Source organism: Marinobacterium ramblicola, from assembly GCF_019084545.1.
GTDB lineage: Bacteria > Pseudomonadota > Gammaproteobacteria > Pseudomonadales > Balneatricaceae > Marinobacterium_D > Marinobacterium_D ramblicola.
In genome coordinates, this window is record NZ_JAHREP010000002.1 from 237,000 (window position 1) to 251,049 (window position 14,050).

The following is a 14,050-nucleotide window of genomic DNA, read 5'->3' on the forward strand; positions in this document are numbered from 1 at the left end:
TACTTATGAACTCTATCAATAAAGGCTAAATAACCTTAGTTGTCGAGTATATGGTGAATTCGACTAAAGGTGGAGCGGTATACTGGTCGAATGTTCCGGTGACACTAACCATAAAATCGGGAATTCACATGACCATCTCCAGCCCGCCGCTCAACCCAACCCTGTTTGAGCCGCTCGCGCAGGCGATTCGGCAACAGCTCGATGAAGCCGATGCCGAGTCTGCCATAGCCTTCGCCCGCCAGTTGTACTCCCAGTCCCCGCCCGAAGCTCTGTCGGGCTCGAGCGTGGATCAGCTCTGTGCCGGTGTGCTGTTCTGCTGGCGTGGCCTGCAGCGCCAGGTGGAGGGACAGTCGCGCTCCTGGGATGAAGATCTGTGCGAGCAGCTGATTGCCGACTGTGGCGACGAGGAGGGCGCACGGCTTGGCCGGCTGTTCAAGGGCGCCTTCCCGACCGCTTACCGGGAGCGCTTCTCACCTGCGCATGGGGTGGCGGATATCCGGCAGCTGCAGTCTCTGCGGCAAGCGGGTGAGGTGCCGATGAGCTTCTACCCCTCGGTCACCGCTTCCGAGCGGGAGACGCGGTTCAAGCTCTACAGCGCGGGTAGCCCGGTGGTGCTGTCGGATGTGATTCCGATTCTGGAAAACCTGGGTATGCGCGTGCTGGGCGAGCACCCCTATACGATTCTGCGCAGCGATGGTGAGAGCTTCTCCATCAGCGACTTCACGGTGAGCTGTTATGGCGCGCACGATGAACTGGCCGAGCCGACCAAGGTGCTGCTGCAGCAGGCGTTCGAGCAGATCTGGCGCGGGCAGGCGGAGAACGATCCGTTCAACCAGTTGATCGTTGGCGCAGGTCTCGACTGGCGCGAGGCGGCGCTGCTGCGCGCCTATGCGCGCTACATTAAACAGCTGCGCTTCGGCTTCAGTCAGCCGTTCATCGCCGGCACGCTCTGCCGGCATCTGGATATTACCCGCGATCTGGTGGCCTGGTTTCGAGCCCGGTTCGAACCCGCAGCGATTGTCGATGAGGCCAGGGCCGAAAGTATCGCAGGGTTGGGTCAGCGCATTCTCGGCGCATTGGAGAACGTCGAATCCCTGGATGACGACCGTATCCTGCGCCGCTTTTTTGTGCTGATCGGTGCCACCCTGCGCACCAACTACTACCAGTGCGACGAGGCGGGCGAGCGGAAAGCCTATTTCTCCTTCAAGCTGGACCCTTCCGGGATCCCCGATATTCCACAACCCCGGCCGCGTTTCGAGGTGTTCGTCTACTCGCCGCGCATCGAGGGGGTGCATCTGCGCGCCGGGCCGATCGCGCGTGGCGGCCTGCGCTGGTCGGACCGGATCGAAGACTATCGCACCGAGGTGCTGGGGCTGGTGAAGGCGCAGCAGGTGAAGAACTCGGTGATTGTACCGGTGGGTGCCAAGGGCTGCTTTATCGTCAAGCAACCGCCGCAGGGCGGTGATCGCGAGGCGCATCTGGCCGAGGGGATCGCCTGCTATCGCACCTTTATTCGCGGTCTGCTGGATATCACCGACAACCTGAAAGGGGGCGAGGTGGTACCGCCACGCGAGGTGGTGCGTCACGATGGCGACGATCCCTATCTGGTGGTAGCGGCCGACAAGGGCACGGCGACCTTCTCCGATATCGCCAACGGGATCGCTCAGGAGTATGGCTTCTGGCTCGGCGATGCCTTCGCCTCCGGCGGTAGTGAAGGTTACGACCACAAGAGGATGGGGATCACCGCGCGCGGTGCCTGGGAGTCGGTCAAACGTCACTTCCGGGAGTTGGGGATCGATACTCAGACCCAGCCGTTCACGGTGGTGGGGATCGGCGACATGGCCGGTGACGTATTCGGTAACGGCATGCTGTCGTCTCAGCAGATCCGCCTGGTCGGTGCCTTCAACCACCAGCATATTTTCATCGATCCGCAGCCCGATGCGGCGGTCGCCTTCCGCGAACGCAAGCGACTGTTCGAGCTGCCGCGCTCCTCCTGGACCGACTACGATGCCGGGCTGATCAGCGAGGGAGGCGGTGTGTTCTCGCGCTCGGCCAAGTGGATACCGATCTCGCCGCAGATGCGGCGGGTGTTGGCCATCGATGCCGAGCGTCTGGCACCGAACGAGCTGATCAACGCACTGCTGCGCGCGCCGGTGGATCTGCTCTGGAACGGCGGTATCGGTACCTACGTCAAGGCGCGTCAGGAGAGCCACGAAGAGGTCGGTGACAAGGCCAACGACGCGCTGCGGATCAACGGCGATCAGTTGCGCTGCAAGGTATTGGGTGAGGGGGGTAACCTGGGGTTTACCCAGCGCGGCCGCATCGAGTTCGCCCTGGCCGGCGGTGCAGCCAATACCGATTTCATCGACAACGCCGGTGGTGTCGACTGCTCCGACCATGAGGTCAACATCAAGATCCTGCTCAATGAGCTGGTTGAGCAGGGCGTGCTGACGCTTGAGCAGCGCAACGTGCTGCTGCGGGAGATGACCGACGAGGTGGCGCAGCTGGTGCTGAACAATAACTACCGCCAGGCGCTGGCGCTGAGCATCGCGCAGACCGACGGCGTGGCGGGGTTGGATGATCATACCCGCTTCATCCGCCGCCTGGAGGCGGATGGCAAGCTGGATCGGCAGTTGGAGTACCTGCCGGACGACGAGGAGCTGCAGCAGCGGCAGGCGCGGGGGAGAGGGTTGACCCGGCCGGAGCTGTCGGTACTGATCTCCTACGCCAAGATCGAGCTGAAACAGGCACTGGTCGACACCTGGATCGCGGCTGATCTGCGCTTTACGCCGGCGTTTCATGGTGCCTTCCCCACTTCGCTGCTGACGCGCTTTGCCGGCGAAGCGGCGAACCATCGGCTGCGTGCCCAGATCACCGCCACCCAGATCGCCAACGATCTGGTCAACCGCATGGGGATCACCTACGTCAATAAGATGAAGCGGGCCGCCGGTACCGGCTACGCTGAAGTGGCGGCGACCTACCTGATCGTCAAGGATCTCTACGGCGTGGATCGCTACTGGCAGGCCGTCGAGGCGCTGGATGGCCAGGTCTCCCCCGCTGTGCAGGTCGAGCTGCTGAAGGATCTGGTCGGGTTGATCTCGCGCGGTAGCCACTGGCTGCTGCAGCATCGTCGTACGGAGCTGGACCCGGCCGTCAACGTGGCACGCTACCGTGACGCGCTCGGTGCGGTAACCGCGTCGGCCGAGCATCTGAAACGGGTGATTCCGGAGGATCGCTGGAACCAGCGCTACGAGTACTACCTGCAGCAGGGCGTGCCTGAGCAGACGGCGCTATACTGTGCTTCGGCGGAGAGTCGATACTGGCTGATGGATATCATCGAGATCGCGCTGCAACTGGAGCAGGATCTGGAGCGGGTCGCGGCGGTTTACTTCACCTTGGGCGAAGGGCTGAACCTGGTTTGGCTTGATCGGCAGATACGCGCCTACCGGCCGGGTAACCACTGGCAGTTGATGGCAGCAACCAACTTCCGCAACGAGTTGGATACCCAGCTGCGTCATCTGACCGCCGGTGTGTTCGAGCTTGCCGGGCAGGAGTCGGCGTCAGGCACGGGGGTCTCATCGCTGGTGGCGTGCTGGTCGGATGAGAAACGCCTGATACTGGAACGTTGGAAGCAGATGCTGAGTGATATGCAGGGCAGCAAGGAGATCGATTGCGCCGTGTTTTCGGTCGCTCATGGTGTGCTGAAGGAGTTGGCCATCGCAAACGGCTGATCACTTGTTCGCCGCTCCCATCAGGAGTCGGGCGGGAGCGGCACCATCAGGGCCGGCGCGGTGTTGTCGGTCCAGTCTAGTCAAATCGTCTTTTTGCCTGATGTTTATAGGCGGAATGCATATTTTTGCCGGTAAATAAAAGTTCATATTTGTCATTTTTGGCTATCTTAAGGAGAAAGTGGCCAAATTTGTTTGTGTAGAATGCCCAGGCTATACACGAATAAGAGGATAACGATATGGCACTGGCTCAAGCTGTAACACCGACCATCCACGAATGCCGACAAGCTATCCACGACTACTATCTTGCTGACGAGTACAAGGTGATCAGCGAGTTGATAGCCGGTGCCGAGCTGTCCCTGTCCGTGCGCGAGGCGATCTCCACGCGCGCCGCGGAGCTGGTGCGCAATGTGCGTGGCAACTCCAAACCGACGATGATGGAGAAGTTCCTCGCGCAGTACGGCCTGAGCACCAAAGAGGGTGTGGCGCTGATGTGCCTGGCCGAAGCGCTGCTGCGTGTCCCCGATAACATCACCATCCATGAGCTGATCGAGGACAAGGTCTCCTCCGGAAAATGGGGTGAGCATCGCGGTAAATCCCAATCCTCTCTGATCAACACCACCACCTGGGGCCTGATGGTCGCCGGCAAGCTGATCAGCCCGGCCGACAAGCAGAGCCTGGTCGAGACCCTGCGTACGCTGGTCAAGCGCATGGGCGACCCGATGGTGCGCACCGTCGCCCATCAGGCGATGAAGGAGATGGGCCGTCAGTTCGTACTCGGTCGCACGATCGAGGAGGCGCTCAAGCGTGCCAAGAAGTACGAAGAAAAGGGTTACACCTACTCCTACGACATGCTCGGCGAGGCGGCGCGGACCGACCGGGATGCGCTGCGTTATCAGCGTGCGTATTCCAACGCGATCGCGGAGCTCAAGGTCAACTGCGTACACTCTGATATCCGCAAGAACCCCGGTATCTCGGTCAAACTGTCGGCACTGCATCCGCGCTATGAGTTCGGCCAGCGCGATCGCGTGATGAGCGAGCTGGTGCCGCGCACCCTCAGCTTGGTCAAGCAGGCGAAAGCAGCCAACATGGGCTTCAATATCGATGCCGAAGAGGCGGATCGCCTGGACCTGTCGCTGGATGTGATCGAAGCGGTGCTGTCTGATCCGGAACTCGCCGGCTGGGACGGTTTCGGTATTGTCGTGCAGGCGTTCGGCAAGCGTGCCTCCCATGTGCTGGACTGGCTCTATGCACTGGCCTCCAAACTGGACCGTCGCATCATGGTGCGCCTGGTCAAGGGCGCCTACTGGGACGCCGAGATCAAGCGTGCCCAGGTGATGGGGCTGGAGGATTTTCCGGTCTTTACCCGCAAGGCGTGCAGCGATGTCTCCTACATGGCCTGCGCCAAGAAGCTGTTGGGCATGACCGACCGCATCTATCCGCAGTTCGCCACCCATAACGCCCACTCCGTCTCCGCGATCCTGGAGCTGGCCGAAGGGCGTGACTGCTTCGAGTTCCAGCGCCTGCACGGTATGGGCGAGTCGCTGCATGAGGCGGTGATGAGCGGCGGCAATACCCGCTGCCGTATCTACGCCCCGGTGGGCGCTCACCAGGACCTCTTGGCTTACCTGGTGCGCCGACTGCTGGAGAACGGCGCCAACAGCTCCTTCGTTAATCAGATCGTCGATACCCGGATCACGCCGGAGATGATCGCCCGCGATCCGATCAGCCTGGTGCAGGAGCTCGGTCGTGAGATCTCCAGCAAGGCGATCGTGCGTCCGTCCGATCTGTTTGGCAAGGGCCGCACGAACTCCAAGGGGTGGGATATCACCGATCCGGTGCAGGTTGAGGAGATCGAGAAAGCGCGCAGTCAGTTCCGTGAGCATCAGTGGACGGGTGGGCCGGTACTGGCGTCGGCGGTCGTCGGCGCTGAAGTGAAAGAGGTGCGCAACCCGGCGGATCCGGACGACCTGGTCGGTCATGTGACCCAGGCTGCGGCTGAGGATATCGAAGCGGCGATTGCGGCTTCTCAACAGGGCTTCGCCCTCTGGTCGGCCATGTCGGCGCAGGCGCGTGCGGAGTGTATTGCACGGGTCGGTGACCTTTATGAAGCGCACACGCACGAGCTGTTTGCACTGGCGACCCGTGAGGCGGGCAAGACGCTGCTCGATGGCGTTGCCGAGATCCGCGAGGCGGTGGATTTCGCCCGCTTCTACGCCAATGAAGGGCTCCGTAACCGCGAGGCGGGCGACGCGCGTGGCGTGATCTCCTGTATCTCACCCTGGAACTTCCCGCTGGCGATCTTCACCGGCCAGGTGCTGGCCGCGCTCGCTGCCGGTAATGCGGTGCTGGCGAAGCCGGCGGGTCAGACCGCGCTGCTTGCCAGTCGTGCTGTCGAGCTGATGCATGAAGCGGGTATTCCGAAAGAGGCGATCCAACTGCTGCCGGGCAGCGGTGCCACCGTCGGTACCGCGCTGACCTCCGATCCGCGCATCGCCGGGGTCTGCTTTACCGGCTCCACCGCCACCGCGCAGCGGATCAACAGCGTCATGGCACAGAGCATGGCGCCGGATGCGCCGCTGGTCGCCGAAACCGGCGGTCTGAACGCGATGATCGTCGACTCCACAGCGCTGCCGGAGCAGGTGGTGCGTGATGTGCTGGCATCCTCGTTCCAGAGTGCCGGTCAGCGCTGCTCGGCGCTGCGTATGCTCTATGTGCAGAAGGATATTGCCGATCACCTGCTGGAGATGCTGTTCGGTGCCATGGATGAACTGAGCATCGGCAACCCCTGGCTGCTCTCCACCGACGTCGGTCCGGTGATCGATGAGGCAGCCAAGGCGGGCATCGACGCGCACTGCAAGAAGTTCGCGGCCAAAGGCCGGGTAGTGAAAACCCTGGCCAAGCCGGAAAAAGGGCTGTTCGTGGCGCCGACGGTGATCCGCCTGGAGGGTATCGAGGAACTGGAGGAGGAGATCTTCGGCCCGGTGCTGCACGTGGCCACGTTCGAGGCGGACCAGCTCGACCGGGTGGTCGATGCGATCAACGCCAAGGGCTTCGGTCTGACCTTCGGGCTGCACACCCGCGTCGATTCCCGCGTCAAGCGGATCGTCAGCCGGATCAAGGTGGGCAACACCTATGTCAACCGTAACCAGATCGGCGCCATCGTCGGCTCCCAGCCCTTTGGTGGTGAGGGACTCTCCGGTACCGGGCCGAAAGCGGGCGGTCCGCACTATGTGCGCCGCTTCAAGCGTGCCGAAAGTGAGCAGGTCGGGGCGGATCCAGCGAGTCGTAGTGTCGGCGCGGAGAGCCTGAGTGCCGCGATCGGCAAGTTGAGTGGTATCCCGGTCAAGGAGCCGCAGGAGCGGATTCTCGCCCTGCGTCCGTTCTTTGCCGATGCGCCCGCGCCACTGGATGCCGAGCCTGAGCTGCTGCCGGGGCCGACCGGGGAGCTGAACCGGCTCTCCAACTGCGCGCGTGGTGTCGTGCTCTGCCTGGGCCCGGATAAGAAAACAGCGTTGCAGCAGGCCGCAGTGGCGCTGTCGCAGGGCAACAAGGTGGTGGTGATTGCACCGGGTGTGGAGGCCGCCGTCGCCAAGGTAACCGAGGCGGGGCTGCCGATCATCGGCCTGGATGGGCTGCTGCAGCCGCAGGCGCTCTCAAGTGTTGAGGGGTTTGAGGCAGTGGTCAGTGCCGCCGAGCCGGAGCTGCTGCGTGAATACCGCCAGGCACTGGCCGAGCGTGATGGTGCCTTGCTGCAGCTGATCACCGAGTACACTCTGCCTGAGCGTTATGTGATCGAACGCCACCTTTGCATCGACACTACGGCGGCCGGCGGTAACGCTAGCCTGATCGCATCGTCCGAGTGATAGCAGCTCGTGGCGTGATCGTTTTGTAAGCGTCGAGAAGCACCGGAAAGGCCTCGGACATATTCATGTCCGAGGCCTTTTTATGTACAGGATGTACGGTATGCCGCGGGCGTTCAGGCGGTACCCGAGCGCATCTTCTCGCTGCGTGCGCGCAGGTATTCCATAGTGAACAGCAGCAGGCCGGACAGGATAACCAGCAGCGTGGCGACGGCGAGGATGGTCGGGTTGATCTCCTCGCGCAGGCCGGAGAACATCTGGCGCGGAATGGTGCGCTGTTCGGGACCGGCCAGGAATAGCACCACGATCACCTCGTCGAACGAGGTGACGAAGGCGAACAGGGCGCCGGAGATAACGCCGGGGCGGATCAGCGGCATGATCACCTTGAAGAAGGTGTACACCGGCCTGGCACCCATGCCGAGCGACGCGCGCACCAGCGAGTAGTCAAACCCGGCCAGCGCCGCATTCACCGTGATCACCACGAACGGGGTGCCCAGTGCGGCGTGCGCCAGGATCACGCCGATGTAGCTGCCGGCGATATCGAGCTGGGAGTAGAAGAAGAACATACCCGCGGCGGTGATGATCACCGGCACGATCATCGGCGACAGCAGCAGCGCCATGATCATGCGCTGGAACGGCATATCGGCGCGGGTCAGACCGATCGCCGCCGTGGTGCCGAGCACCGTGGCGATGATGGTGGCCATGAAGCCGATATAGAAGCTGTTCTTGATCGCCAGCAGCCATTTATCGTCGGCCAGGATCTCCTGGTACCACTTCAGCGAGTACGCCTCCGGGTCGAGCGCCAGCATTCCCTGGGTGAAGGTAAAGTAGGGCTCGGCATTGAACGACAGCGGGATGATGACCAGGATCGGCGCCATCAGGAACAGCAGCACCAGCCAGGCGGTCAGCTTGACGCCGGTGAGACCGAGTTTCTGCCAGAGTGTAAAGTAGCGTGGAAATTGAACCATCCGAAAGATCCTCTTAGCCCAGCTTCAGGTTGCTGATGCCGACCAGACGGTCATACAGCCAGTAGAGCAGGGTGATCAACAGCAGCAGTAGCGAGCCGAGCGCGGCGGCCAGCTCCCAGTTGTTGGACGACTGCATATGGAAGGCGATGAGGTTGGATATCATCTGCCCCTCGGTACCACCGACCAGGGCCGGGGTGATGTAGTAGCCGATCGAGATGATGAACACCAGCAACGCCCCGGCGCTGAACCCCGGTACCGTCATCGGCAGGTAGATGCGGATGAACGCCGGTATCGGCTTGGCGCCCAGCGACAGCGCGGCGCGGAAGTAGCTCGGGTCGATCCCCTTCATCACGCTGTACAGCGGCAGGATCATGAACGGCAGCAGAATATGGGTCATCGCGATGACGGTGGCGAACTGGGTATACATCATCTCCAGCGGCTCGGAGATGATATGCAGTGTCTGCAGGGTCGAGTTGACCACGCCGTTGGTCTGCAGCAGCGCGATCCAGGAGGTGGTGCGCACCAGTAACGAGGTCCAGAACGGCAGCAGCACGAAGATCATCAGCGTGTTGGCGATCCGGGTCGGCGCGTTGGCCAGGTACCAGGCCAGCGGAAAGCCGATCAACGCCGTCAGAAGGGTGATGTAGAAGGCGATCTTCAGGCTCTTCCAGTACAGGTCCAGATAGATCTGGGTGCCGCGCTGGACGATCTCGCCGGAGGGGCTCCGCTCCAGGTCCAGGGCGGTCAGGTAGTAGTCGGCGGTAAATACAGAACCCGCTTTCTTGATCGCCTGCCAAAGCTCGATCTGCTGCCATTTGCTGTTGCTGTCGAACAGCAGAGCGGCGCCGCCGGTCTCCAGCTCGGCGGTATCGGCCCGGCTTACCAGGCGGGCAGTGGACTTGATCAGGCTCGAAGAGCCGGGGAGCGCGCGGTTGATCTCTTCGGCCAGCTTGCCGGAGAGACGCTCTTCGAACAGCGACTTCAACTCGACGGCAAAGATGTTCAGGGTGGGGTTCGGTGGCAGTTCACTGCCATCCTCGGACCAGTCGTCCAGCGCTTCAAGCGTGTTGGGAATCAGCTCGGATACGGTCGGGTGGTAAAAGCTTCTGTACAGCATCGTGCCGATCGGGGCGACGAAGGTGACGAAGATGAACACCAGCAGGGGAACGACAAACAGGGTCGCCAGCAGCTTGCTGCGGCGGCGGTTGCGGTCGGCCTGCTTGATCTCGTCGGGTGTCAGCTCTGGGTTGGACATGCGATAGAACCCTGTCAGGCCGGGCCCATCGCCGGTTGGCGGCGGGCCCGGGGTGTTACGCGTAAAAGTTATCTACTTACTTCAGCAGCCACTCGTTGAACTTCTCGCCGAGTGACTCGCCGTAGTCTGCCCAGAACAGGGAGGAGGCTTTCAGGCCTTCATCCAGGTGGGCAGACGGCAGTTTCGGCAGAACAGACGCATCGATGTAGGCGGCAGATGACTTGCGGGTCGGCGCATAGGCGACTTCAGGCATGCCGGAGAGCGGCTTGGAACCGGTGGCGAACTTGACGAAGTCGATTGCCGTTTCCTTGTTCTTGGCGCCCTTGACCACAGCCCAGACGTCCAGGTCGAAGACGTGACCGTCCCACACCATCTCGAACGGCTTGTTCTCCTGCTGGATCGCCGCGAAGAAGCGACCATTGGCAGACTGAACCATCACGGCACCACCGTCGTTGAGCAGTTGCGGTGCCTGAGACCAGCTGTCGAACCAGACGATGTCGTCTTTAATGGTGTCCAGCTTGGCGAAGGCGCGTGCCTGACCCTCTTCGGTGGACAGCAGGTCGTAGACCTGATCCTTGGGTACGCCATCGGCCAGCAGTGCCCACTCCATGTTGACCTGCGGACGTTTGCGCAGTGCACGCTTGCCCGGGAAGGTCTTGGTGTCGAAGAAGTCGTTCATGCTCTTCGGCTCGCCACCCTGGATGGTGTCGTGGTTATAGGCGTAGAGTACGGTCCAGACGATGTTGCCGACACCGCACTCGTTGGCGAGGGCTTCCTTGCTGAAGTCTTCGGCCGCCGGCGTGCCATCGTCGCCCGGGGGTAGTTGATCCTGCGGGAACACCTCCAGCAGACCTTCGGAGCAGGCACGCTCAAGGTCGATAACTTCCATGTCGACTACGTCCCACAGCACGTTGCCGCTCTCCACCTGGGCTTTGAGCTCGGCCACACCGCCGGAGTAGTTTTCGAACAGGACCTTGTTGCCTGTTTTTGCCATGTACGGGTCGATCATGTGCTTCTGCTGCGCTGCACCGTAGGCACCACCGAAGGATACGGCAGTCAATTCGGCTGCGCCGGCCAGGTTTGCAACCATGCCGACAGATACGGCGGCCGCCAGGCTTAACAGTTTCTTCTTCATTAGATCACCTCTTCCAGACATTGAGTCGTTGGTCCACTTTGTCCTCAAGGCGCGCTTTACGCGGCCTTGACAGGATTCTTTCCAGCTGGCTTGTCCAGCGCCAGGCCGCGTTCGGTCGCCCAGGTCAGGCGGGTCTGAGTGCCCGGCTCGAGAACCGGTGCGTCCTGATCGTTCAGTACCTTGACCATCAGTTCGGCGCCATCGCTCATCTTGAAGAAGTAACGGATGGAGTCGCCGACGTAGAGTCGGGTGATGAATTCGGCGGATATGACGTTGTCGTATTCGCGGCCAGTGCCGGCGATAAACAGGTTTTCCGGGCGAACAGCGAGGATGCAGGGTTCGCCGACCGGCGGGCAGTTGATATCCAGCGCCCGCACGCGGTCACCGCGCGAGAGGCTGATCTCGGCGATCTTGCCGTCGTTGGACTCAACCTTGCCGTTGATATGGTTGTTCTCGCCGATGAAGTCGGCGACGAAGGAGTTGGCCGGTGTTTCATACAGGGCAGATGGCGGCGCACACTGCTGCACCACGCCATCGTTGAATACGGCGATGCGGTCGGACATGGTCAGCGCTTCGGTCTGATCGTGGGTGACGTAGATCGCGGTGAAGCCCAGTTGCTCGTGCAGACGTTTGATCTCGTACTGCATATGTTCGCGCAGGTTCTTGTCCAGCGCGCCGAGCGGTTCGTCCATCAACACGATGCTGGGTTCGAAGATCAGTGAGCGTGCCAGCGCCACGCGCTGCTTCTGTCCGCCGGACAACTGGCCAGGATAGCGTCCGCCGAAGGCATCGAGTTCGACCAGAGCCAGTGCATCCTTCACCTTCTGCTTGACTTCACTTGCCGGCAGCTTGCGCACCTTGAGCGGATAGGCCAGGTTTTCCGAGATGGTCATATGGGGGAACAGGGCGTAGTGCTGGAACACCATGCCGATATTGCGGTGGTAGGGGGCGACATCCTGTACCGACTTGCCGTTAATCTGGATGGTGCCGCTGGTGACGTCCTCGAAACCCGCCAACATCATCAGACAAGTGGTTTTTCCCGATCCCGAGGGGCCGAGCAGAGTAACAAACTCCCCCTTGCGGATATCGAGGCTGAAATCCTTTACTACCAGTGCTCTCTGGTCGTAGCTTTTCTTTACATTGATGAAGCGAACATACTGATCGTTGATGTCGTGAGTTGACACGTATAAACCCCTTCTCTGGCATCCGTGGGCGCGCAAGTTGTGCTTTGTAACGCAAAGGCTATGCCAACCGGAGCAAAACCGGGTGTTTCAGGTGTTGCAGCTCAGTCGGTCAGGGCTGCTTAAACCCTGTCCTCACCACTATGCACTGTTTATGTGCGCGCATGCACTTTTTTTGTGTATGTTTGAAAAAATAGTGATCTTATCTACGTTTTATTTTTTTTGTGGATGAATATCTTTTTGTGCGTCCTCAGGCTTGCCTGTTTCCTTTTGTAACAACTGTTACGTAACACTGGTGTAACCCCTTCACAACGGCGAGCATCCTGCGGACCCCGAAATTACCGCTCCAGGTACTTCTCTGAACCAGGACACCTCGAACAAACCGCCCAGCACCACATACTCTTGCTCGCCCTGCAGCTGACCGGGCAGCAGGCCGTCGAAGCAGACGATCTTGCTAACGGGTACCGCCACTTCCAACACCCGGTCGCCAAAGCGCAACGCCTCTTCGGGGTCCAATGTAAACGAGCTCAGATTGTTGAACAGCTTGATCGGTTTGCCGTTATGCTCGCCGTACAGCCCGCCACGGCTGCCGCGATATAAACGCAGATGCCGCTGTCCCGGATAGCGTAGAGTCAACTCGTACTGACAGAAGGTATAGAGCAGGTCGAGCTGAGTTTCCAACGCGTTGGTGTTGTAGATGCCGCGTATCCGTTCCTCCATAAAGCGGTCGTAGGCTTCACTCTCCGGGCTTGGAATCGGCTCTTTGTGGAAGCGGGTCAGCAGGCCGAAGCGAGATTCGGCCCAGCCTTTCCAAACCGCGCCTTCGCGGCTGTCGGCGTCGAACAGCCAGCCGCGGATGAGCCGGTTGTAATGTGCCTTGGGCCGCAGCTGGGGTTCATCCAACGGCGACACGGGCAGATCATCCGCCGGCAGACGGAATCTCAGCGTCATGTAATTGCGAAACTGTTCCAGGCGTTCGCGTGCGCCCTCAGCGGATGAGAGGTGCTGCAGGAGATCGCCGTACAGCGTATCGACGCCATCTATCCTCAGCGGAACCGGGTGGCGCTGGTAGTCGAGACTGGCGATGATGCGTGCCGGCAGGTTGCAGCGGTTGATCGGCAGCAGCGCATTGCGCGGCGGTTGCGGCTCTCGACAGGGCGGGATCGTTCTGTCGTTCATGGTGTAATCAGCAGGGCAACGCCCGGCAGTTGGCGGGCCAGGCGCTCTTCGTCTTTGGGATCCGCGAATCTCTCGGCGGGAATCACGATAAGCCCTACCTGCCAGGCGCGCAGCATCGGTCTGAGACTGGCGGAATCGTATCCGACCAGGTCGGTGCGTACGCTGACCCCCTCCGGCAGCGAGTGCGCCCTGTGCCAGGGCGAACTGGGCAGGGCCAGCAGCAGCAGGGGGATCTTTTCGCTTTCCGCGATTCTGCGGGCATACGCCAGGGCGCGCTCGGAGGCCTCGTCACCGCTATGGATCACCGCCATATGCGGCTTTACGGTGGCCGCTGCGCTGGCCGTTCGCGGCGGTTGTGCAGCACGCAGCAGCGCCGTGTCCGGATCCGGCGCCGTGGCTTCGGAGCGACGGGTGCGCACCAGTTGCCAATGCAGCGGTGAGCGGCGCGCAATCTCCTCGAGCTCGGCACGCAGGCGGCGCATCAACCGCTCGTTGCGGCGATGCAGTGAGTCGCGATTAAGCGGCCTGGATACCGCGCCTGTCCGACAGATCTCGGTGATGAAGGGCAGGGCGGCCAGCTCATCCAGGTGCTCGTCCTCCTCCAGCTGGGCCAGCAGTTCGGCATTGAGGGCTCGTGCCAGCGCGGCGTAGATGGTCAGCTCCGAGTGCTCGGCACAGCGGGGGTCGAGTTTCAGTATCAGACGTCTGATCATGGTGAGCCCCCTAACCTCGTATCCGGTC

At 61.4% G+C, this 14,050-nt stretch carries 8 protein-coding genes; 2 read left to right on the forward strand and 6 right to left on the reverse strand.

Annotated elements, in window-relative coordinates:
* The first annotated feature begins 128 nt into the window (after window positions 1–128).
* Together KQ940_RS02285 and putA are read left to right on the forward strand one after the other, a co-directional pair.
* The gene (locus KQ940_RS02285) at window positions 129–3,731 is read left to right on the forward strand and encodes an NAD-glutamate dehydrogenase (RefSeq protein WP_217411268.1); all 3,603 of its coding nucleotides are present in this window, start codon (window positions 129–131) and stop codon (window positions 3,729–3,731) included.
* Window positions 3,732–3,967: 236 nt separating this feature from the next.
* On the forward strand, window positions 3,968–7,594 hold the full coding sequence (gene putA / locus KQ940_RS02290) for a bifunctional proline dehydrogenase/L-glutamate gamma-semialdehyde dehydrogenase PutA (RefSeq protein WP_217411270.1): 3,627 nt from the start codon (window positions 3,968–3,970) through the stop codon (window positions 7,592–7,594).
* 113 nt (window positions 7,595–7,707) lie between these two features.
* Here the strand turns inward: putA and KQ940_RS02295 are convergent, their stop codons facing one another.
* The 6 genes from KQ940_RS02295 to KQ940_RS02320 form a co-directional block, all read right to left on the reverse strand.
* Complete coding sequence (locus tag KQ940_RS02295; RefSeq protein ID WP_217411272.1) at window positions 7,708–8,559, reverse strand: ABC transporter permease; 852 nt, start codon at window positions 8,557–8,559, stop codon at window positions 7,708–7,710.
* 13 nt (window positions 8,560–8,572) lie between these two features.
* Entirely contained in the window at window positions 8,573–9,814 is a 1,242-nt protein-coding gene (locus KQ940_RS02300) for an ABC transporter permease (protein ID WP_217411274.1), read from the reverse strand.
* 76 nt (window positions 9,815–9,890) lie between these two features.
* The gene (locus KQ940_RS02305; RefSeq protein ID WP_217411276.1) at window positions 9,891–10,949 is read right to left on the reverse strand and encodes an ABC transporter substrate-binding protein; all 1,059 of its coding nucleotides are present in this window, start codon (window positions 10,947–10,949) and stop codon (window positions 9,891–9,893) included.
* Between the two features lie 56 nt (window positions 10,950–11,005).
* Complete coding sequence (locus tag KQ940_RS02310) at window positions 11,006–12,133, reverse strand: ABC transporter ATP-binding protein (RefSeq protein WP_343222600.1); 1,128 nt, start codon at window positions 12,131–12,133, stop codon at window positions 11,006–11,008.
* Window positions 12,134–12,436: 303 nt separating this feature from the next.
* Window positions 12,437–13,309: an NAD(+)--dinitrogen-reductase ADP-D-ribosyltransferase gene (locus KQ940_RS02315; RefSeq protein WP_217411278.1), complete on the reverse strand. Its 873-nt coding sequence runs from the start codon at window positions 13,307–13,309 to the stop codon at window positions 12,437–12,439.
* Window positions 13,306–14,022, reverse strand: a complete 717-nt coding sequence (locus KQ940_RS02320) for a hypothetical protein (RefSeq protein WP_217411280.1) — start codon at window positions 14,020–14,022, stop codon at window positions 13,306–13,308. Before KQ940_RS02320 ends, KQ940_RS02315 begins: the two co-directional genes overlap by 4 nt.
* Between the last annotated feature and the right edge of the window lie 28 nt (window positions 14,023–14,050).